Raw genomic sequence first — 20,315 nt, 5'->3', positions numbered from 1 at the left:
CTCCCTTAGTTCCCGCCGGTCCAAAATGAGGTCGATGCCTTCCCTCTCATGGTGCGCGCGGCCGTTTTCAGAGGTCACCATGCTCGAAGCCACGACGTTCAAATCCCAGGGTGAAGACTTTACCGTCGCCGATATCCCTCAGATCGCCAAGGCCCAGAGTACAGGATCATCGCTTATGAAGACGGCGATCATAGGCAATTTCCCGCCGCGTCAGTGCGGCCTGGCGACCTTTACCCGCGACATGTACACCTGCCTGCACAAGGCTTTGCCTGACGCACGCTGGGACGTCATTGCCATGAACGACCCGGACAATACCTACGATTATCCGCCGGAGGTGACCCGGCAGGTCCCGCAGAACGACGGCGCGGCCTATATCCGCCTGGCCGATGAATTAAATGCGGCGGGCACCCAGGTTCTGTTCGTCCAGCACGAGTTCGGCATATATGGCGGTCCGTCGGGCGCCTATCTGCTCGACTGCCTGGAACGCCTGCACATGCCGGTTGTCACAACGCTGCACACCATTCTGGAAACGCCGAACGAAGAGCAGAGGCGCGTGATGGACGGGCTGATCCGCGCGTCGGCGACCCTGGTGACCATGGCGCGCAAGGGCGCCGATATCCTCAAGCGTGTCTACGGCGTGCCAGAATCCAAGATTGCCATCGTCCCGCATGGCGCCCCATCGCGGCCGCTGCAGGACACCGAGGCTTTCAAGGCGCATCACGGCCTGAGTGGGAAGAAAGTCCTGACGACCTTCGGCCTGCTGTCGCCCAACAAGGGCATCGAAACCGTCATTTCCGCTTTGCCGGAAGTCGTGCGTGGCACGCCCGACCTGATGTACCTGGTCGTCGGCGCCACCCACCCGCACCTGATCCGTCACGAGGGCGAAAAGTACCGTGACAGCCTCAAGGCCATGGCGCACGAACTGGGTATTGAGAACCATATCCGCTTCGTCGACAAATATCTCAGTGATAACGACCTGGTCGATATCCTCCAGGCCACCGACGTCTATGTGACGCCGTATCTGACTGAAACGCAGATCACCTCAGGAACCCTGTCCTATGCGATCGCGCTGGGCCGACCGGTTGTTTCCACCCCCTACTGGCACGCCCAGGAAGCCCTGGCCAACGGCGTCGGCGTCCTGTGCCCCTTCAACGACAGCCAGGCCTTCGGCAAGGCGATCGCCAGGCTGATGGAATCGGACACGACCCGCGAAGCCATGTCGCGCAAGGCTTATATGTACGGCCTGTCGTCGCGCTGGTCGGCAGTCGCGCAGGCCTATATCGCCCGCGCCGAGGACGATGTAAAAAAGGGCTGCCAGGTCGTTGAAACCGAAACCCGGTTTACGGCACAGCGCCCGCTCTGGGATGCGATCCAGCGCATGAGCGACGATACGGGCATATATCAGCACGGCAAGTACCGTCTGCCAGATCGCGCGCACGGCTACTGCACCGATGACAATTGCCGCGCGCTGGGCCTGGTCGCGCGCCAGTCAAAGCTTGGCAAGCTCGATGGCCAGCAACTGCGCCTGGCCTATATCTATGCCGGCTTCATCAACCACGCCTGGAATCCGGACACCGGCCGCTTCCGCAATTTCATGGGCTTCGATCGGCAATGGCTCGATGACGGCGGCTCAAATGATTGCTGCGCCCGCACCTTCGAAGCGCTGGTCGATGTCGCCCGCTCCGATCTCCCGGCCGACCTGCGCAACTGGGCGACCGAACTGGGCCAACGCGTCTGGCCACGCGCACTGACCTGGACGTCGATGCGCTCACGCGCCATCGTCCTCAAGACGCTGATCCGCGCCTTTGGCGTCATTGGCCAGCCGCAGGAAATCCAGGCGGCGATCCTCGATCTGGCGCGCATGTTGAACAGCTACTACACCCAGGCGTCCACGCCGGACCGGCTGTGGTTCGAAGCCTCTCTCTCGTATGACAATGCCCGCCTGAGCGACGGCCTGATCCTGGCCGGCCAGTTCCTGTCGGACAGCGTTATCCTGAGCAACGGCCTGGCGTCGCTCGCCTGGCTGATGACGCAGCAGACCCTGCCAGTGAAAGGTTGCTTCCTGCCAGTGCCGACCTCACGCTTCAAGGAGGATGGCGAAGTCCATCCGCTATATGACCAACAACCTTTGGAGGTCATAGCTACTATCGAGGCGTGCCTGACCGCATGGCGCGTGACGGGCGAGCCCGAATGGCGCGAAGAGGCCTTGCGGGCCTGGGCGTGGTTCGAAGGCGTGAACAGCCACAATGTGGCAACGATAACCGCCGACGGCGGTTGCTTCGATGGTCTGACTGTGCACGGCTGCAATGAAAACCAGGGTGCTGAATCGATCCTGGCCTACCACCTCAGCTGGACAGCCCTGAAAATGGAACTGAAAGCCGGGATCGCCACGGCTCCGAAGGGGACTAAAGCGCCTAAAACCGAAATGAAGGCATTGGCGCAAGTCTGATTTTGCGCTGGCCGAGCAGATCAATGATACTGTCAGGCACCACGGCATGCAGCCCTGGTGCCTAGACCGCTTGGATTGGAACGATTTCAGTTGGAATCATCACTCCGATCCGAGCTCATACTTTGTCGCGATATGTCGAAAACCACTTAGCACTTTTCGACATGTCGCTCTGGAGAGGGATAACATTCATGGACGGCGGCACCAAGCTGACAAAATCGACCCATGTAGATATGCTGCAGAGCCCTTTGATGCTCAGGGCCAATCCGGAAAGGGTGGTTATCCTACCCTTTGCCATCGCCAGCGGCGCACGTGACAGCGCCAAGGGCACCATGTCGCGGGTGACACGGATCTGCGACGCCATTATCGCCCTGTCGGCGGAAGAGGTGCGCGACGTAATGGAGGAGGTCAACCGTGACTTTACCGGTCGGCACTGGCAGACGCGCGGCATCTTCCTGGAGCGCTTCAACCAGATCCAGGCGATCAATGGTGGCATGGAGACGATCGATGAGGACCACCGCGCCCTGATCGGCGCCTATTTCAGCCACGAATACAGCTACCAGGCGGCGGCGGTCATGAACCCGTCAATCGTCGTTCATCCGGATCAGACCGGTGCCGGCAATGGCTCTGTCAACTTCATCCTGTCGACGCGCACCGTCGGCGAGGGCCATATCTCGACCATCTCCTTCCGCGAAGGCGTCTTCCACACCGACGGTTCGATCGAACTGAAGCCCGAAACCGATTTCGCCGTTGCCGCCAGGCCCAGGGACCCAGTGCCTTACGACGGCGCGGTTACAGTCCACAGCCACCAGGCGTGCCCTGTGTCGGAAACGGTCCTGTTCCCGGTGACGCGATCCCAGACCAACGGGCTTGAGGACTTGCGCATGGTGAAATTCACCGAGGAGGATGGAAGCCAGATCTATCTCGGCAGCTATACGGCTTATAACGGGCGTGAAATTGCCTGCGAATCCTTTGAAACCAGCGACTTCCGCAGCTTCAAGCTGGTCCCGTTCCGGGGCGCTGCCGCCAATCACAAGGGCCTGGCCCTGTTCCCGCGCCGGCTGCACGGTCGTTATGCCGCCATCACGCGCCTGGACCACGAAAGCATCTTCTACCTCGAAAGCGATGACCGGCTGATCTGGAACAATGGCGAGCGTATCCTGGGACCGGAATATCCGTGGGAACTGGTCCAGATGGGCAATTGCGGCTCACCGATCGAACTCGACGAAGGCTGGTTGGTCCTGACCCACGGCGTCGGCCCAGTGCGCCGCTATTCGCTGGGGGCTGCCCTGCTCGACAAGGACGATCCGCGCAAGGTGATCGCTCGTTCTCAGACACCGCTCCTGTCGCCATCGGAAGACAACCGCGAAGGCTATGTGCCGAACGTCATCTATACCTGCGGTGCACTCAAGGTCGGCGACTGGCTGTTCATGCCCTATGGCGTGGCCGATTCCAGCATCCACTTCGCTTCGATAAAGATCGCCGACCTGCTGGCACATCTGGGCGTTTGACGCAGAAGCGTTTCAAACATGTCATAAGGCCGTTGCACAGCCATGGCATAACATGGATATTTCAAGGCCAGCCATATTTCTGATCAAAGAAAAAGCCTCCCGGTCCACCGGGAGGCTTTTTTCTGTCGCTCTGTCCGGAAGCTAAGGCTTTTCGGCGCCGACCTTGGTGACCTTGGGCATCTTGCCGTTGCCGACACGGCCCTCATTACGCATGCGACGGCCCTTTTCGGCCATCTTGTCATTGTGCAGGGCTTCACCCAGCTCTTCTTCGGCGGCGCCGGCGGTTTCCTTGATGCTCGACTTAACAGACATGATGAGCTCCTCCTAAAAAATGAACAGGTGTCGCGATTTGCGACCACCTGAAACGTATCAGGGTCGGCATAAAATTGACGCACGCAACGCCGCGGCGTGGGTAAATATGGGGTAAGACCTGACTGCCGGCCTTTGCGGCGAAATCGCGAATGAAACCGGCAAGGCGCCTTTATCACTATTTTATTTTCGCTACCGGCGCAGCGCATCGCCCTTTGAGGGAACGGCCTGTAGTCTGACATCATCGCGTTCACGGACGCCGGGTTTGGGGCTCTTCATCGCCCCCCCCTAGCCTAAGACCTCAGACAAGGCCTCCGTGAACGCGACCCCATTTCCTCCCCCCGACATCGCTGATCCGTTTTCATTGAACGATAGGAGTCCCTTCACATGCTGTCCTCCGCCACCAAAGCCGCCGCCGATGTGACCAAGGCGTCCGCCGAGAACGACCTGCGCAACGTCGTCCAGGACGCTGCTAACGAAGGCAAGGACGCGCTCCACAGTGTTTCGGACTATGCCAGTGAAGCTGGCCAGAAGGTCCGTGGCGCTTTTGACAAGACGCTCGACCAGACGTCGAAGCTGTCGCAAACCGTCGAAGCCGAAATCAAGTCGAACCCGATTCGCTCCAGCGCCATTGCGCTCGGTGCCGGTTTTATCCTCGGCGCCCTGCTGACCCGCCGCTAAATCTCAAACGGACGCATATATAAAACCTTCTCCCTTGCTGCCTACTGCCCGTAAGAGCCCCGCTCTTACGGGTTTTTTATTTTTTCCGCCCTGTCACTTATTGCCGTTTGTGGTTACCCGCGCTAGCGTCCACCTTCGGGCGACAGACAGACCCGTGTTTCGGCATGCCGCCGAATTCCAGTGGGCCGATCACCCGCCATCTGGAATAATATGGGCAGAAGGCATCATCAACGGCCGAGCACGATGTGGTTACCCTGGGGCATTAACGTCAAGCACATCTACCTGGCCTTTTTCAGCATCGTGTCGATCGCGCTATGCGCCTTCACCATGATTATCCACAGCCAGTACAAGACCGTCGAAGATCTGAATGACGACACCGTCTATCAGTATGAGACCATCGGCCAGACCCGGAATATCTATATCGGCACCCTCGAGATGGAAAACGGCGTACGGGGCTATATCCTGTCCGGCGACGACCACTTCCTGAAGCCTTATCGCGAAGCCGGCAACCGGCTGCGCACGCAGGTCGTGACTCTCCGCAACGTCACCTACCGCGAAAAGGCCTTCTTCGCCCAGACCAATGTCTGGCTCGATGCGATCGACGACATCCAGAAAACCTATGAGCGCCAGATCGCCGCCGTGCGCACCCATGGCCGGGGCGCGGTGTCGGTCGAGGACCTGGCCCGCCAGAAGCAGTCTATGGATGCCTTGCGCGAACGCCTCGACGACAGCATCGCCCTGCGCCTCGCCAGCCTCAAGGCGCACGTCAAGCAGGTCCAGTCGCAGCGCGCCAACTTCATCTATATCCTGATCATTGGCGCCATTATCGGCATCGGCATCGTGCTGATCGGTACCATCACCATCATTAAGCTGGAGACCGAAAACCAGGCCTTCGAGGACGAGAGCCGCAAGGCGGAGCTGCGCTTCAGGACGGTGATGAACGGTATCAATGACGGCCTCTATGAACTCAACTTCGTCAGCGAGACCTTCTACGCGTCGCGCGAGTTCAAGGCTATGTTGGGCTATGGCGAAGACGAGATAGCCGATACGATTGATTCGGTCATGGGCCTGACTCATCCGGACGACCTGCCCAAGGTCCTGGAGGTGCGGCGCCAGTACATCATGCGCCAGTCCCCGGTCTACGCCAATGTCTTCCGCATGAAGCACAAGGACGGCACCTGGCGCTGGGTGCTGTCGCGCGGTGTCGGCACCTGGGACAAGTTCGGCCAGATCCGCACCCTGATCGGCACCCACACCGACATTACCGAGCAGAAGGAACGCGAGGAAGAGTACAAGCAGCTTCACGCCGACATGGAAGCCTTCACCTACATCACCTCGCATGACATGCGCTCGCCCCTGGTCAACCTCAAGGGTTTCAGCCACGAACTGTCCATGGCTGTTGAAGAGGTCCGCGAACTGATTGAACCACAGCAAAAGAAGCTGGGTACCGAGACCTGGACGCGGATCGAAGCCCTGCTCAAGGCCGATATCCCGGAATCACTCGGCTTTATCGGCAAGGCGGTCGACCGCATGGACACGCTGACCACCGCCATCCTAGACCTTTCGCGTATCGGCAAGTACGTCTACCGCGAGGACCGGGTCAGTTCGCGCACCATTTTCGACAAATGCCTAGGCGCGCAAAGCTATGAGCTGACCGGCAAGGGCGTCGAGGTCGTGGTCGGCCACCTGCCCGAACTGATTACCGACCCAGTGGCGCTGGAGCAGATCTTCTCCAACCTGCTCGACAATGCTGTCAAGTATCTGCAGTCCGGACGCCCGGGCCGCATCGAGATCAACTGCGTCGAGACCAGCCGCGAATACGTCTTTTCCATCCGTGACAACGGTCGCGGCATCGAGGCCGACGACCGCCAGAAGGTCTTCCACATCTTCCGCCGCGCCCGCAATACCGGCGATGTACGCGGCCTGGGGTTGGGCATGGCTTTCGTCAAGGCGACGCTGCGCAAGCTGTCAGGCGCCATCTGGTTCGACTCGACGCTTGACGTCGGCACGACCTTCTATTTCAGCCTGCCGAAGAAACTCCCCACTGCCGCCAATGCCGAACTGCCCCAAGACGGGGCTCGGGCAATGGCGAGTTAGGACCCCTCATGACCTCTCCGTTTTCGGAACCCTTCTCGCTCGTGCTGGTCGAAGACGATGCTGGCCACGCCAGCCTCATCCGCCGCAACCTGAAACGCAGCGGCGTCCAGAATACGATCGAACACCTGGAATCGGGTCTGGAGGCAATGAACTACTTTTTTGGCCCCGACCAGCCCGAACGCCACTATGACAAGATGGTCGCCGTCCTCGACCTGAACCTGCCGGATATCGATGGCTTCGAAATCCTGAAGAACCTCAAGGCTTCGGAAAAGACACGGCGCATGCCCGTCATCGTTTTAACGACGACCGACAGCCCCAAGGACATTGATCGGTGCTATGCACTGGGCTGCAATGTTTTCATGAACAAACCCGTCGGCTATGATGAATTTTCGGAGGCTATTCAGAAACTCGGCCTTATGATGACCATAGTTCGCGTACCCCATATCAATGACTGATTCTCATGCCGCTTGACGCCGAAATAGATCCGCAATCCCACCCGTTGTCCGGCATGCAGAAAATCCTGTATGTCGAGGACGACGCTGCGCTGGCGCGTCTGCTGCAAAAACGCATGGACCGCGCGGGCCTGGCCGTCGATACGGTCGAGACGGCCGAAAAAGCGCTGGACCTGATCATGCGCGACGGCAAGGCGTACGATCTGCTTCTGGTCGACTACAACCTGCCGGGTATGAGTGGCCTTGAGCTGCTTGAACGCCTCGGCAATGTGCCGGGCTCGCCGCCCGCCGTCATCCTTACGGTTGGCGGCGATGAACGCATAGCCCTGGAGGCCCTGCAGCGCGGCGCCGCCGACTATGCCGTCAAGGACGTCAACCAGACCTATCTCGACCTCCTGCCGGCCATCATGCAGGCGGCCTACACCAAGGAACGCCTGCTGCGCGAGAACGCCCGCCAGCGCGAGGAACTGATGCTGGCCAAGGAGCGCGCCGAGCAGGCCAGCGAGGCCAAGAGCCGTTTCCTGGCGACGATGAGCCACGAGATCCGCACGCCGATGAACGTGGTCACCGGCCTGGCGACCGTGCTGGCCAAGTCCCCGCTCAATGTCGATCAGAAGAAGATCGTCGAGACCCTGCGCACCAATGCCGACCTGCTTTTAAAGCTGATCAACGACCTGCTCGACATCAGCCGCATCGAGGACGACCGGATCGCGCTGGAAAGCATCCGCTACGAGCCGGCCGAAATCCTCAAGGACATCCACCTGATGTTCGAGCCCGACGCCGGCCGCAAGAACCTGCGTCTGGTGCTTGACGACCGCACAAACGGCGACGTGCTGATGGGCGACAGGACGCGGTTGCAGCAGATTCTGATGAACCTGGTCAGCAACGCGCTGAAGTTCACCGACGAAGGCGAGATCGTCATCACCGCCGAAACCCACGCCCATGGCGACGACTCCGTGACGCTCAACCTGTCGGTGCGCGACACCGGCATCGGTATCCCGGCCGAAAAGTTGCCACTGATCTTCGACAAGTTCACCCAGGCCGATGAGACCATCACGCGCCGCTTCGGTGGGTCGGGGCTGGGCCTGTCGATCGCGCGTTCGCTGGTCGAGCTGATGGGTGGCGCCATCCGCGTCGAGAGCCAGCAGGGCCGGGGCTCGGTATTCAAGGTGACGCTCAACCAGGACCGCGCTTCGAGCGAGGAACCAGCCGTCGTCGCCCCTGCCGGCAATGTCCGTCCGATCTCGGCCAGCCTGACGACGCTCTACAACCAGCGCCGCGCCTTCAAGCCGATCACCGGCGAGAATGGGCGCCCTTGCGTGCTGATCGTCGAGGACTACGCGCCTAATATCATGGTGCTGAGCCTGATGCTGGAGGAACTGGGCTACGACACGGTCTCGGCCATGTCGGGCACCGACGCGATCGACATCATCAAGGCCGCCGGCGGCCCGCACTACGCCATCCTGATGGACGTGCAGATGCAGGGCATGGATGGGCTGGAGACGACGCGCTGGATCCGCGACCTCGAAGCCGCCAAGGAAGCGACTGGCCGGGGATACCGCAATACGATTATCGGTGTGACGGCGCACGCCCTGGCCGGCGACCGCGAACGCTGCCTGCAGGCCGGGATGGACGAGTACATCTCCAAGCCGGTCCTGCCGGATATCCTGGCGCTGAAGCTGGGCGCTCTGCGGTAAACAACGCGCTTTTTGACACCAGCCGCCATCAATCCAACGCCGTTCTTATGCGTACGGATGTAGGTTGTGCCCCATAGTTTTGTCGCGATGTCTGCGCGGAAAACCGCTCACGCTTTTCTGCACATCGCTTTTGGGAGCATTCCATGAAACACACCCTGCTTTACGGCTCGACCCGCGTCCTCAGCCTCCTGCCTTTCGCCCAGGCCCTGACCAAGACGCCAGCCTCCCCCACGCTCATGACCGCCGCAGCATTGGTCAACACACAGTTTGTCCGCCGCATAGCGCCGGGTCTCAGCGCGGTCGCGACCGTCGGGCTCGCGGCGGTCGCCCTGGCCTCCTTCGTCAAGGGCCTCAAGCACAAGAAGACCCAAGCGCGTGGCGACGATCTGGCGCGCTCCAGCGCGACCTGAAATGCCTGCCAGACCCATGACAGCGGCCGCCCTCAGAGCGGCCGTTTTGCCTTGTATCGCGCGATATCGTGAACGCTTCTGCCGGCAAATTGAACGCCGTAAACCCCATAAGGTTAAGGCTTACGATGCGCTTATAGGCCGTTGCGGCGAACGGCACTGTGCCTTTGCAACCTTTGACCTATCGTTTTTCCAAGGCCTCAGTTGAGAGGCATATTTCGAGGACACGCCACCATGGCCGACGATTTCAATTTCAAGGTCAAGCCGGACAGCGGACTGCATCAGCCATCACTAGCCACGGCACAAAAACCCGCTGCTGAAACCGCACAGGCGGCCGCGCAGGCCGGCCTGGATATCGGGCAGGTCGACGCCGTCCATAAGGTATCGCGCGACCTTAAGCGCATCATGAACAGCACCAGCCGTCTCAAGCCCGAAACCGCCGGCCATCTGGCTCAGGTAGTCAAGTGGACCGATGACTACCTGACCGGCCTCGATGCCGCGCGTAAGCTGTCGGAAAACGCCGGCGGCGCGCTCGGCGAAGCGCAGCGCGAATTGTCTCTGGCGCTCGATGAATTCCTGCGTCTGGAAGGCGAAGGTGGCAACGTCGCCAGCCCGTCGCAGCAACGCCATACGGACGATCTCAGCCAGGCGCTGCGCCGTCTGAATACGGTTATTGCTGCCGCACAGACGACCTTCAGTGCATCGAGCGGCCCTAACGATCCCCCCAATCCCGAGATCGAGCCAAACGAGCCGACCGGTCCGGAAATTAATCCCACCCCGGCGCCCGAAGGCAATCCGGATGTCCTGCCGGATATTCCACCGGTCGATCGACCTGAAATCGCCCGACAGCAGGCTGGCTAGAGTTCGGAGTTCCCCTATGGCTTTTCCTACGCCCCATCCCCTACCCGGTCACAAGCCGGACTATACGCACCAGGTCCGCTACGACGGCGAGTTCTACGAAGATGAACTTCCGCCGGAGCTGTTCGACCCTCAGGATGACGACGAGGAACTGGTCGTCTTTCAGCAAATCGCAGAACACATCGATGATTAGAGCGACCTGGCGAAAAGCACGTATCGCTTTTCGACTAAATATCGTGGCAAAGCAAAAGGCATGAGCACCGTCGCACGGATACTCGTCGTTATCATCATTCTTATCGTTGTCATTATCGGCGCGTCACTCTTCCTTAACCGGACGGACGGACGCACAACCGGTGAAAAGGTCGGCGATGCCATAGATGCCGTTCCGGTTGCTGTCGAAAGCGCCGCAGCAGAGATCAGCGAATCATCGCCGCTGGCAAAGGCGGGCGAAGCTTTGGAGAATGCCGGTGACGCCGCCGAATCGGCTGTTTCGAAAGTCGGTCAGGAGGCGCGTGAAGCGGCTTCGGAGACCTCGGCTGACATCAAGGCGGCGCGTGACAAACAAAAGCAGCAGGATAAGGCGGAAAAGCGTAACCCATAAGTGATCACACATTTGCCTTCACAACAGAACGCTTGTATGGGCACGGTTTCAGGGGAGCAGGGCTACTCAGCCAGGCTCCCCTTTTCCCGTAAAGCCATTTGTTCGCACCCTATTTGTCTGATATGATTTTGCCCATGACTCCCGATGATTTGTCGTCTCTGTCGCATGATGAAATGCGTGAGTACCTGCATCGGCAGATGCTGTCTTCAGTGTCCCATGACCTAAAGACGCCACTGGCGACCATCATCGGTTCGCTTGAAGTCATGACCATGCTGTACGACAAGCTGCCCGAGGAAAAACGCCGGTCGCTGATCAGTTCGGCCCTGACCGAAGCCTTCCGGCTCGACTACTTCATCACCAATATTCTCGACATGGCCAAGTTTGAGGCGGCAGCGGTCAAGCCGCGCTTTGAAGCCTGCCGCATGGGCCAGCTGGTCCAGGACAGCCTGTCGCGCCTGGGGCCGCTCAAGGCCCGCGGCGAGCTGGAAGTCCGTCAGGTTGGAGAGCGCGACGAGATCTTCACGGATCCGATGCTGGGCAGCCGCGCTGTTGGCCTGGTGCTGCACAATGCCTTCAAGCACGGGGTGCGCAAGTACGGCGCCACCGAGCCCTATGTTGTCATCGAACATGGCGTGACGGGATCGGAGGGCTTTGTCCGGATTCGCGACCATGGCGACGGCATTCCGCAGGACAAGCAGGCCCTCGTCTTCGACAAGTATACACGGCTGCAACGGGCGGATCAGCAGAATGCCGGCACGGGGCTGGGACTGACCATCTGCCGGCATATCATGAAGCTGCTCGACGGGCGGATTGAATTGGCAAACCATCCTGAAGGCGGAGCGGTGTTTACGTTATTCTATAAAAACCATCGGGCCGATTGAGATAACAGCTTATGGGGCTGGGGGCTTGCGGCCCCAAGTCTTCCTGATCCAACAAGAAAGCCTCGCCCTTTTGGGGGCGAGGCTTTCTTGTTGGAAAGAAAAGGTTTGTGGGGCCGATGGCGGGCGAAAGCTATACTTTCGCCACGACATACCCACAAACCCCATTTCTTGTCATCACAACGGCGGATTTGCACTCCGCCCCGTAATCAGCCTGTAAACCAGACCGGCGATAAACAGGACGACGAAGATAATGGCGATGAACTTGGCAATATCCGCGAAAGTGCCGGCCAGTCCCGTAAAACCAAGGAATGCCGCAGCGACGGCAAGTATAAAGAAAGTGACTATCCAGTTAAGCATGACATTCTCCTGAATGGACTGGACCAAAATGAGCTACCGGTGCTTACCGATCTTCTTGATGCTAAGTCCGCCACCATAAATATACAAAGACGAGTTTGGCACTTCCCGTAAGAATGAAATAAAACGGTCGCACTTATAAGCGCATTCCTAAAACTGTGCGGCGGCTCCCCGCGGGATGCGCGTCGAAGCCAAAATTTAAGGCTCCGATCTGGTGTGACCAGATCGGAGCCTTAAGGCATAGCCAGTAATCTTAAAACCAGCGCCGAACCTATTCAACCAGGTCCATGCGATAGCCGATCCCGGATTCCGACACGATCGACTTGCCGAGGCCTTCGCGGGTTTCCAGCTTGTCGCGAACCTGTCCGATATAGACGCGCAGATACTGCGTGTCCTCCAGGTGCGCAGGCCCCCAGACTTCCTTCAGGATCTGTTTGTGCGTCAGCATGCGGCCGCGGTTGACCAGGAAGTAGCGCAGCAGGTCGTATTCCTTGGGCGTGAAGCCGACACGCTCGCCGTCGATAAAGACTTCGTGGCGCACCAGGTCCATGCGAATCGGGCCGTGAATGATTTCCGGCTCGCCGACTTCCTTCACGGCTGACTTGCGCAGGTTGGCGTGGATGCGTGCCAGCAAGACTTCGGCCGAAAACGGCTTGGTCACATAGTCATCCGCTCCGGTGTTCAGCGCCGGCGCCGCATCCGAGTCCTCGGAACGCGCCGTCAGAACGACGATCGGCACATTCGACCACTCGCGAATCTTGGTGATGACTTCCTTGCCGTCGATGTCCGGCAGGCCGAGGTCGAGCAGGATGAGGTCCGGACGCACCGAAGCTGAAAGCCGCAAGGCCTGCTTACCACTGTCACACTCGCAGACCTTGAAGTCCGCGGCATCAAGAAAGATGCTGAGCATTTTGCGGATTTCTTCCTCGTCATCCACAATCAGGATCGTATTCTTCTTCTCGAGCATGTGCGTGACTCGTGGTCCTCTCTGGTTCAATCGTCAATTAAAGGGTGTAGGTTTGCAAAAATAAAAATTAAATATGGAGCTCGGCGCTTACAAACGATACCAATGGCATTAAGCTACCGTATTTCTTATTATTTTTCCACACCCTGACTTACCGCCGCAGCATCAATATGGCGTGCCAGCATGATATCCTTTTCTGTTAGCCCGCCGGCATCGTGCGTCGTCAGGCGAATGGAAACCTGATTGTAGATATTTGACCATTCCGGGTGATGATCCATCTCATCGGCCTTTGCCGCTACCTCGGCCATGAAGGCAAAAGCCTGTTTGAAATCCTTGAAGATAAGCTTGCGCGACAAGGCCTCCCCGTCGCTTGCCCACTCACGCAATTCGCCTGCAAGACTACCTATCCGATCGGGTGTAAGCTTGGGAATAGTGCGTCTCCTTGGGTGAGATAAAGATAAGACAACGCGTGCCGATTGTCGCCGCACAAAATCGTGCGCGGAAAGTTGTCAGACCAATTTTATCTCGCTAAGGTGTGTCAAACAGAGAGGTACTCCATGCTGAAACATCTGCTGAGCGCCGCCGCGCTGTCGGCCCTTATTGCGTTACCGGCCTTCGCCGGGCCTGCCGCACCGGCCAATGCCCCCGAGCTGCAATCCGTTGTTCCACAGCACGTACTGGTCAATGCGGACCGTCGCGACAGCCAGAACCTGTCCGGTCCGTGGCACTATTCGGTCGATCCTTATCGCGACGGCCAGGCGGATTTCATGGGCCGTCCGGTTAATCCGCGTCATGCGCGCGGGTCCGACACCAATGTTGAAAAGACTTCGAAGGAAAACCCGAACGCCCTGTTCGAATACGACCTGCGCCGGTCACCCGAAGCGCAAATCCCATCGTCCTGGATCGGCCATAGCGCCGAAATGCGTTATTACAACGGGCTTGTCTGGTACCAGAAGAGCTTCGACCGCCAACCGAAGCAAGCCGGCAAACGTGTCTTCCTGCGGTTCGGCGCCGTCGACTACAAGGCGACGATTTATCTCAATGGCCAGATGATCGGCCAGCATGAAGGCGGCTTCACGCCGTTTGCCTTCGATGTGACGGATGCCCTGCGCGAAAAGGACAACAATCTGGTCGTCGCGGTCGATTCGGTGCGCAACGCCGATACGGTGCCGCCGACGGTCACCGACTGGGAGACCTATGGCGGCATCCTGCGCGAGGTCCTGCTGGTTGAAACGCCCGAGACCTGGATCGACGACAGCTTCGTCCGCTACACCAGGGATGGCCGTATCCTGGCCGATATCGCGATCGAAGGACTTGGTAAGGCCAATCAAGCCGTTGAGGTCGCTGTCGAAGGGCTGAACCTGACGCTGAAGGGCACCACCAATGCCGAGGGGCATGTGGCCCTGAGCACCAAGGCGCCGCGCGGCCTGAAGCTGTGGTCGCCTGAAACGCCGACCCTGTACAATGTGACGGTCAAGGCTGGCGCCGATGCGCTCAAGGACCGGATCGGTTTCCGCACCATCGAGGTCAAGGGCACGCAGATTGTGCTCAACGGCAAGCCGGTCTTTTTGCGCGGTATTTCGCTGCATGAAGAAGAGTTCGGCCTGAACCCGGCGCGGATCATCACGCCGGAAGCCTCGCGCGCCCTGCTGAGCGAGATCAAGTACGGGCTGAACGGCAACTATGTCCGGCTGTCGCACTATCCGCATTCGGAAGTGACGACGCGCATGGCCGATGAGATGGGCCTTTTGGTGTGGAGCGAAATCCCTGTCTACTGGACGGTCAATTTCGCACGGCCGGAGACACTGATGGTCGCACGCAAGATGCAGGCGGAAAACATTCTGCGCGATCGTAACCGGGCGTCGGTCGTTATCTGGAGCGTCGGCAATGAGACGCCGATCAATGAGACGCGAACGGCTTTCCTGAAGCGCCTGGCCGATGATACGCGCGCTCTGGACGGGACGCGCCTGGCCAGTGCGGCCCTGATGACCGAACGCGAGATTGTCGACGGTCATATCGACATGAAGATCGAGGACCCGCTGGTCGCGTCGCTCGATGTCATGGCGATCAACACCTATAACGGCTGGTATGGCAACGACAAGATCGAGGATGTTCCGGCGACGCAGTGGCACAGTCATTGGAACAAGCCGCTGATCCTGTCGGAGTTCGGCGCCGACGCGCAGTTCGGCTTCCACGATGAGGCCGCCAAGCCGCGCTTCAGCGAGGAGTACCAGGCGCTGTACTATAAAAACACCTTGGCCATGGCGGACAAGATTCCGTTCCTGAGCGGTCTGTCGCCGTGGATTTTGAAGGACTTCCGCTCGCCGCGCCGTCAGCACATCTATCAGAAGGGCTGGAACCGCAAGGGCGTGGTGTCGGAAACCGGACAGCGGAAGATGGCGTTCAAGGTGCTGTCAGATTATTTCGCCGGGAAGGCGGAAACGACACGGTAGCATTTTCGGGGTTTGGGGCCTGTCGCCCCAAGTCTTCCCTGATCCAAAAGGAAGCCCCGCCCCTAAAGGGCGAGGGCTTTTCTTTTGGAATAGATAAGGTTATGGGGTCACTGACCCCACACCCCGAAACACTACAGCGCCCGTTGCCCCGTTCCGCGCGTAAATACCCGATCGCTCCCGATTACCTCAGACGCCATCAGGTCGCGCTCATCGTGCAGCGCTGCATAGATCGGCGCGAAATCCGTCTGCGCAAACTCCAGGAGACTCTCGATTGACGGCAGGACGAAATAGCTCTCCTGGAAATCGTCGATGCGATACAGGGTCCGCATAACTCGCCGAAGATCAAAGCCAATCCGGTTCGGCGACACATCTTCCAGCGCAAACCGCGTTTCCGAAAACGACGACAAGATCCCCGCGCCGAAAATCCGCAAGGCCCCGGCTTCCTGGACCAGGCCGAATTCCACCGTGTACCAGTACAACCGCGCCAGCCGGTCCAGCTCCCCCAGCCGCTCGGCGCGCTTGCCACCGTCGCCATAAGCTTGCATGAAGTCCGCCATGACCGGGTTCATCATCATCGGCACATGACCGAAGACATCGTGGAACACATCCGGTTCCTGCAGATAGTCGAGCTCGTGGGCCTTGCGGATAAACTGTCCGGCCGGAAACCGCCTATTGGCCAGGTGGTCGAAGAAGACATCGTTCGGCACCATGCCCGGCACCGCCACCACCCGCCAGCCCGTGCGTTGCATCAGCACGTCGCTTAATTTCTCAAAATCCGGAATTGCATCGGCGTCGATCGGCAGATCGCGCAAGCCATCAAGATAAGCCTGGCACGCCCGCCCCGGCATCAAGGCCATCTGGCGCTCGAACAGGGTCTGCCACACAGCGTGATCTTGTGCCGTATAGGCCGCCCAATCCTGCGCAATCGTCCAGTCCGGCCGCTCAGGAACATAGCCGCCAACCACACCATGCTTTTCTGAAACGACCTGATCCATGGCATTCTCCGTTTCCGGAATATGCCATGGATTTGGTTTCATTTGCAAATATCTTTGCCGTGAAGCTCACAATCCAGAGTCGGCAATCAGCTTCTTCATGGCGTCAAGGTAGGCGATATAGGCCTTGCGTCCTTCGGCCGTCAGCGTGACCATCGTCTGCGGCTTCTTGCCGACGAAGGCCTTGTCGATGACGACATAGCCAGCCTCCTCCAGCTTGCGAAGCTGCACCGACAGGTTACCGTCCGTTGCCTGGAGCTTGGCCTTCAGCAAGGGGAAGTCGGCCGCCCCCGCCGTCGACAGATAGGCCATGACCCCCAGCCGCAACCGCCCGTGAATGACGTCGTCGAGCGAGTCGATGTTGAAGTCGTCCATGGCTCAGCCTTTTGCCGACCGCATCAGGATCAGGCCGGGCAGCATGGCGAACAGGACCAGGCATCCCGCATAGGCCAGCATCTGTTCTGGCAGGGTGGCAAGGTACGCGACGGCCGGCGCGGCCAGGAAACAACCCGCGCAGATCCACTTGAGCCAGCCCTGGCTCGACACGACGGCGGCGACCCACCAACCGATGCCGTAAAGGATCAGAACGGTCGGCGCGATCAGGACCGTTATGGCTTCGATCGAATGAAGCCGCACCCCAGCCGCGATCATGCAGAAACCTAGGGTGGCGATGGCCAGGCCGACAGCCGACCAGACCGAATTGACGGCCCTGGTTACCGGACCGCATGTGGCATTTCTCTTGTGCAGAAAGAAGGAGAGGCCGAACAGCACGCCGGCGCCAGCCCAGACCGCGACCGGATACCAGGGATTGCCCAAGGGCAGCAGACCCGCCATGAAGCCATACTGCGCGACTGAGGCGGCGCCAAAAAGCAGGCCGGCCCAGAACATGGCCTGTCCATTGACGGCCGGGCGGCTACCCTCTTCGGCCAGGGATTTCATATAGGCAATATCATCGTGCAGGGTTGAGTTGGACATAACAGCTTCCTCCGTGAGCAGCTGATATTAAAATACAAAAGAACTTTATTTTGTAAAGTACTTTTTCAACATCATCGAAATCATGACTTTTTTGTAATCTACCTGCCCTTGCCACGCAGACGGAAGCAGGTAGTTTCAAATGTTTAGTTTCTACAAAAAGGTGGGGCGGCGTATGCGCAATCTTCTCAAATCCCTATATGTCACCTCTGCGCTGGCCGTGGCGGCCTGTGCAGCACCTTCGTTTTCGCAGACTTCACAGGGTACGATGACCACCGTCGCCAGGCAGATCCCATCCAATCCGAATACCGCTCCCAAGGAGGCTGCCGATCCGCGCGCCTTCCTCGACGCCATCGAAGGCAAGGAAGCCCTCGACTGGGCCATTGCGCGCAATACCAAAACGCTCGACCGCCTGTCCCAGGACCCGCGCTTTGGCCAGTACCAGGCCGAGATGCTGAAAATTCTGCAGGCGACAGACCGTATCGCCATGCCGGGTTTTGAACACGGCGGCATGATCGACAACTTCTGGCAGGACGCCGAGCACAAACAGGGCGTGTGGCGCCGCACGACCTGGGAGTCGTACAAGACCAGTGATCCGAAGTGGGAGACGATTTTCGACGTTGACGCCCAGTCGAAGATCGACGGCAAGATGTGGGTCTTCAACGGCTCGGACTGCCTGCCACCCGACAACCGCTACTGCCTGATCAGCCTGGCCGATGGCGGCACCGACGCTCGCGTCGTGCGCGAATTCGACATCAAGACCAAGACCTTCGTGCCCGGCGGCTTCGACCTGCCCGCCGGCAAGCAGACTGTCAGCTGGGTCGACAAGGACACGCTCTATATCTCACGGGAATGGCAGCCGGGCGAGCTGACGACGTCCAGCTATCCGTACATCACCAAAAAGCTGAAGCGCGGCCAGAAGCTGGAAGAGGCAGTCGAGGTGTTCCGCGGCAAGAAGGAGGATGTCTCCGCCGGCCGCTACGTTCTGCGCGACATCGACGGCGCCTATGTCATCGACATGTCCTATGCGACGCCGAGCTTTTTTGAAACGGTGACGACCTTCTACACCGAGCATGGTCCGGTCACTTTACCCTTCCCGCTCAATTCGGATTTCCAGGCCTATCACACGGGTCAGGCGATCTATCGCCTGAAGTCCGACTGGACCAGCGCAAAAGGCACAGTGTTCAAATCGGGCGCGATCATCTCCTTCGACCTCAAATCCACCCTCAAGAACCCGGCCAAGGTCGAGCCCATCACCGTTTTCATGCCGGGCGACCATCAATCGGTCGAGACCATCAGCCAGACGAAGACGCGCCTGGTCATGGCTATCCTGTCGAACGTGACGGGCGAGGTCCACGGCTTTACCTTCAACGGCAAGACCTGGTCGGCGAACAAGCTGGACCTGCCGGCCAATTCGACACTCGAACTGGTGTCGTCTGACGACCAAAGCGACGACGTTTTCGTCTCGGCCTCGGGCTTCCTGGCGCCAACGACATTGTATCGCGCCAATATCATTTCCGGAAAATCAGAAAAAATCAAGGCAGCACCGGAACGCTTTGATGCGCAAGGCCTTCAGGTCCAGCAACAATGGGCGACATCGACCGATGGCACCAAAGTGCCGTATTTCCTGATTGCCAGAAAGGACATCAAACTCGACGGCCAGACGCCGACCTTGCTCTACGCCTATGGCGGATTCGAAGTGTCGATGCTGCCTTCATATTCCGGATCGCTCGGCAAGCTGTGGCTCGAGAAGGGCGGCGCCTATGCGCTGGCCAATATCCGCGGTGGCGGCGAGTTCGGACCGAAGTGGCACGAGGCTGGTCTGAAGACCCATCGCCAGCGCGTCTTCGACGACTTCCAGGCTGTCGCAGGCGATCTGATTGCGCGTAAAGTCACATCGCCGCGCCGTCTCGGCATCATGGGCGGATCGAATGGCGGGCTTCTGATGGGCGTGCAACTGACGCAGCGTCCGGACCTGTGGAACGCCGTCGTCGTGCAGGTGCCGCTGCTCGACATGGTCAACTATACGCACATGTCGGCAGGCGCGTCATGGCAGGGCGAATACGGCAATCCAGACGACACGACCGAAGGCGCCTTCCTGCGCGGCATCTCGCCCTATCACAACGTCAAGGCTGGCACCGCCTATCCGGAGCCCCTGTTCGAGACGTCGACCAAGGACGACCGCGTCGGTCCCGTCCATGCCCGCAAGATGGCGGCGCTGTTCGAGGACATGGGCCTGCCCTACTACTATTATGAAAACATCGAGGGCGGTCACAAGGCGGCAGCCAACCTGCCCGAAATCGCCCGCCGTTACGCGATCGAATATACGTACCTGACCCAGAAGCTGATGGACTAAATCCCTGCGAACACTTCGCCCTCCCTGCTTGCGGGTGTTTAGTCCGGGGACATAGGTGACATGTGTTCGGAGACATGGGTGACACTTTAGGCATGGAATAGCTGAGGAGCTTGCCATGCCTTGGAATGAGGTGTCGGTCATGGATCGCAGGCGGGAGTTTTTGAGTTTTGCCAGTCAGGCAAATGCGAACATTGCGTCGCTTTGCCGGTCTTTCGGGATTAGCCGGAAGACGGGTTACAAATGGGTGGAGCGGGCGTTGTCAGGGCTTGGCGAGGCGGGTGTCT

At 59.3% G+C, this 20,315-nt stretch carries 20 protein-coding genes; 13 read left to right on the top strand and 7 right to left on the bottom strand.

Annotation, left to right across the window (positions count from 1 at the left end; translation table 11 throughout):
• The first annotated feature begins 34 nt into the window (after positions 1–34).
• Together AC1DON_RS16430 and AC1DON_RS16425 are read left to right on the top strand one after the other, a co-directional pair.
• Entirely contained in the window at positions 35–2,449 is a 2,415-nt protein-coding gene (locus AC1DON_RS16430; protein WP_476935895.1) for a glycosyltransferase family 4 protein, read from the top strand.
• Between the two features lie 188 nt (positions 2,450–2,637).
• On the top strand, positions 2,638–3,957 hold the full coding sequence (locus AC1DON_RS16425) for a glycoside hydrolase family 130 protein (protein ID WP_476935894.1): 1,320 nt from the start codon (positions 2,638–2,640) through the stop codon (positions 3,955–3,957).
• Positions 3,958–4,098: 141 nt separating this feature from the next.
• Here AC1DON_RS16425 and AC1DON_RS16420 read toward each other — a convergent pair whose 3' ends face one another.
• On the bottom strand, positions 4,099–4,269 hold the full coding sequence (locus AC1DON_RS16420; protein ID WP_476935893.1) for a hypothetical protein: 171 nt from the start codon (positions 4,267–4,269) through the stop codon (positions 4,099–4,101).
• Between the two features lie 384 nt (positions 4,270–4,653).
• On the opposite strand from AC1DON_RS16420, the gene AC1DON_RS16415 reads away from it, so the two are divergent.
• The 9 genes from AC1DON_RS16415 (at position 4,654) to AC1DON_RS16375 (ending at position 11,940) form a co-directional block, all read left to right on the top strand.
• Positions 4,654–4,947 (top strand): ElaB/YgaM/YqjD family protein, encoded by a 294-nt coding sequence (locus tag AC1DON_RS16415; RefSeq protein ID WP_476935892.1) that lies wholly within the window; start codon positions 4,654–4,656, stop codon positions 4,945–4,947.
• A gap of 243 nt (positions 4,948–5,190) precedes the next feature.
• Positions 5,191–7,044: a sensor histidine kinase gene (locus tag AC1DON_RS16410; RefSeq protein WP_476935891.1), complete on the top strand. Its 1,854-nt coding sequence runs from the start codon at positions 5,191–5,193 to the stop codon at positions 7,042–7,044.
• Between the two features lie 8 nt (positions 7,045–7,052).
• Positions 7,053–7,499: a response regulator gene (locus AC1DON_RS16405; protein WP_476935890.1), complete on the top strand. Its 447-nt coding sequence runs from the start codon at positions 7,053–7,055 to the stop codon at positions 7,497–7,499.
• 5 nt (positions 7,500–7,504) lie between these two features.
• Complete coding sequence (locus AC1DON_RS16400; protein WP_476935889.1) at positions 7,505–9,193, top strand: response regulator; 1,689 nt, start codon at positions 7,505–7,507, stop codon at positions 9,191–9,193.
• Between the two features lie 143 nt (positions 9,194–9,336).
• The gene (locus tag AC1DON_RS16395; protein WP_476935888.1) at positions 9,337–9,603 is read left to right on the top strand and encodes a hypothetical protein; all 267 of its coding nucleotides are present in this window, start codon (positions 9,337–9,339) and stop codon (positions 9,601–9,603) included.
• A gap of 231 nt (positions 9,604–9,834) precedes the next feature.
• Positions 9,835–10,461, top strand: coding sequence for a hypothetical protein (locus AC1DON_RS16390; protein WP_476935887.1), 627 nt, complete (start codon positions 9,835–9,837; stop codon positions 10,459–10,461).
• A gap of 16 nt (positions 10,462–10,477) precedes the next feature.
• Positions 10,478–10,651, top strand: coding sequence for a hypothetical protein (locus tag AC1DON_RS16385; RefSeq protein WP_476935886.1), 174 nt, complete (start codon positions 10,478–10,480; stop codon positions 10,649–10,651).
• Between the two features lie 60 nt (positions 10,652–10,711).
• Positions 10,712–11,059 carry a hypothetical protein gene (locus AC1DON_RS16380; RefSeq protein WP_476935885.1) on the top strand — a complete coding sequence of 116 codons (348 nt, stop codon included), beginning with the start codon at positions 10,712–10,714 and terminating at the stop codon, positions 11,057–11,059.
• A gap of 134 nt (positions 11,060–11,193) precedes the next feature.
• Complete coding sequence (locus AC1DON_RS16375) at positions 11,194–11,940, top strand: sensor histidine kinase (protein WP_476935884.1); 747 nt, start codon at positions 11,194–11,196, stop codon at positions 11,938–11,940.
• Positions 11,941–12,114: 174 nt separating this feature from the next.
• On the opposite strand, the gene AC1DON_RS16370 is transcribed toward AC1DON_RS16375, so the two are convergent.
• From AC1DON_RS16370 to AC1DON_RS16360, 3 genes are all read right to left on the bottom strand, one after another.
• Entirely contained in the window at positions 12,115–12,297 is a 183-nt protein-coding gene (locus tag AC1DON_RS16370) for a DUF1328 domain-containing protein (protein WP_209719807.1), read from the bottom strand.
• A 268-nt stretch (positions 12,298–12,565) separates the two neighbouring features.
• Positions 12,566–13,261, bottom strand: coding sequence for a response regulator (locus tag AC1DON_RS16365; RefSeq protein ID WP_192619596.1), 696 nt, complete (start codon positions 13,259–13,261; stop codon positions 12,566–12,568).
• A 128-nt stretch (positions 13,262–13,389) separates the two neighbouring features.
• On the bottom strand, positions 13,390–13,746 hold the full coding sequence (locus AC1DON_RS16360) for a 4a-hydroxytetrahydrobiopterin dehydratase (RefSeq protein ID WP_476935883.1): 357 nt from the start codon (positions 13,744–13,746) through the stop codon (positions 13,390–13,392).
• A gap of 69 nt (positions 13,747–13,815) precedes the next feature.
• Between AC1DON_RS16360 and AC1DON_RS16355 the strand changes: the two genes are divergently transcribed.
• Positions 13,816–15,711 carry a glycoside hydrolase family 2 protein gene (locus AC1DON_RS16355; RefSeq protein WP_476935882.1) on the top strand — a complete coding sequence of 632 codons (1,896 nt, stop codon included), beginning with the start codon at positions 13,816–13,818 and terminating at the stop codon, positions 15,709–15,711.
• A 131-nt stretch (positions 15,712–15,842) separates the two neighbouring features.
• Here the strand turns inward: AC1DON_RS16355 and phhA are convergent, their stop codons facing one another.
• From phhA to AC1DON_RS16340, 3 genes are all read right to left on the bottom strand, one after another.
• Positions 15,843–16,706: a phenylalanine 4-monooxygenase gene (gene phhA / locus AC1DON_RS16350; protein ID WP_476935881.1), complete on the bottom strand. Its 864-nt coding sequence runs from the start codon at positions 16,704–16,706 to the stop codon at positions 15,843–15,845.
• Between the two features lie 66 nt (positions 16,707–16,772).
• The gene (locus AC1DON_RS16345) at positions 16,773–17,078 is read right to left on the bottom strand and encodes a winged helix-turn-helix domain-containing protein (protein WP_476935880.1); all 306 of its coding nucleotides are present in this window, start codon (positions 17,076–17,078) and stop codon (positions 16,773–16,775) included.
• A 3-nt stretch (positions 17,079–17,081) separates the two neighbouring features.
• Positions 17,082–17,678, bottom strand: a complete 597-nt coding sequence (locus AC1DON_RS16340; protein WP_476935879.1) for a hypothetical protein — start codon at positions 17,676–17,678, stop codon at positions 17,082–17,084.
• 172 nt (positions 17,679–17,850) lie between these two features.
• Between AC1DON_RS16340 and AC1DON_RS16335 the strand changes: the two genes are divergently transcribed.
• Positions 17,851–20,031: a prolyl oligopeptidase family serine peptidase gene (locus AC1DON_RS16335; RefSeq protein WP_476935878.1), complete on the top strand. Its 2,181-nt coding sequence runs from the start codon at positions 17,851–17,853 to the stop codon at positions 20,029–20,031.
• Positions 20,032–20,315 lie beyond the last annotated feature (284 nt).

Source organism: Asticcacaulis sp. P4_H10 (assembly GCF_056400965.1).
This window is presented reverse-complemented; position numbering and strand designations above follow the sequence as displayed.

Coding starts and splice junctions, on each gene's coding strand:
- AC1DON_RS16370 (WP_209719807.1), bottom strand. CDS start 12,297: ATGCTTAACTGGATAGTCACTTTCTTTATACTTGCCGTCGCTGCGGCA.
- AC1DON_RS16380 (WP_476935885.1), top strand. CDS start 10,712: ATGAGCACCGTCGCACGGATACTCGTCGTTATCATCATTCTTATCGTT.
- AC1DON_RS16355 (WP_476935882.1), top strand. CDS start 13,816: ATGCTGAAACATCTGCTGAGCGCCGCCGCGCTGTCGGCCCTTATTGCG.
- AC1DON_RS16425 (WP_476935894.1), top strand. CDS start 2,638: ATGGACGGCGGCACCAAGCTGACAAAATCGACCCATGTAGATATGCTG.
- AC1DON_RS16375 (WP_476935884.1), top strand. CDS start 11,194: ATGACTCCCGATGATTTGTCGTCTCTGTCGCATGATGAAATGCGTGAG.
- phhA (WP_476935881.1), bottom strand. CDS start 16,706: ATGGATCAGGTCGTTTCAGAAAAGCATGGTGTGGTTGGCGGCTATGTT.
- AC1DON_RS16395 (WP_476935888.1), top strand. CDS start 9,337: ATGAAACACACCCTGCTTTACGGCTCGACCCGCGTCCTCAGCCTCCTG.
- AC1DON_RS16335 (WP_476935878.1), top strand. CDS start 17,851: ATGCGCAATCTTCTCAAATCCCTATATGTCACCTCTGCGCTGGCCGTG.
- AC1DON_RS16385 (WP_476935886.1), top strand. CDS start 10,478: ATGGCTTTTCCTACGCCCCATCCCCTACCCGGTCACAAGCCGGACTAT.
- AC1DON_RS16415 (WP_476935892.1), top strand. CDS start 4,654: ATGCTGTCCTCCGCCACCAAAGCCGCCGCCGATGTGACCAAGGCGTCC.
- AC1DON_RS16390 (WP_476935887.1), top strand. CDS start 9,835: ATGGCCGACGATTTCAATTTCAAGGTCAAGCCGGACAGCGGACTGCAT.
- AC1DON_RS16340 (WP_476935879.1), bottom strand. CDS start 17,678: ATGTCCAACTCAACCCTGCACGATGATATTGCCTATATGAAATCCCTG.
- AC1DON_RS16365 (WP_192619596.1), bottom strand. CDS start 13,261: ATGCTCGAGAAGAAGAATACGATCCTGATTGTGGATGACGAGGAAGAA.
- AC1DON_RS16410 (WP_476935891.1), top strand. CDS start 5,191: ATGTGGTTACCCTGGGGCATTAACGTCAAGCACATCTACCTGGCCTTT.
- AC1DON_RS16400 (WP_476935889.1), top strand. CDS start 7,505: ATGCCGCTTGACGCCGAAATAGATCCGCAATCCCACCCGTTGTCCGGC.
- AC1DON_RS16405 (WP_476935890.1), top strand. CDS start 7,053: ATGACCTCTCCGTTTTCGGAACCCTTCTCGCTCGTGCTGGTCGAAGAC.
- AC1DON_RS16345 (WP_476935880.1), bottom strand. CDS start 17,078: ATGGACGACTTCAACATCGACTCGCTCGACGACGTCATTCACGGGCGG.
- AC1DON_RS16430 (WP_476935895.1), top strand. CDS start 35: ATGCCTTCCCTCTCATGGTGCGCGCGGCCGTTTTCAGAGGTCACCATG.
- AC1DON_RS16420 (WP_476935893.1), bottom strand. CDS start 4,269: ATGTCTGTTAAGTCGAGCATCAAGGAAACCGCCGGCGCCGCCGAAGAA.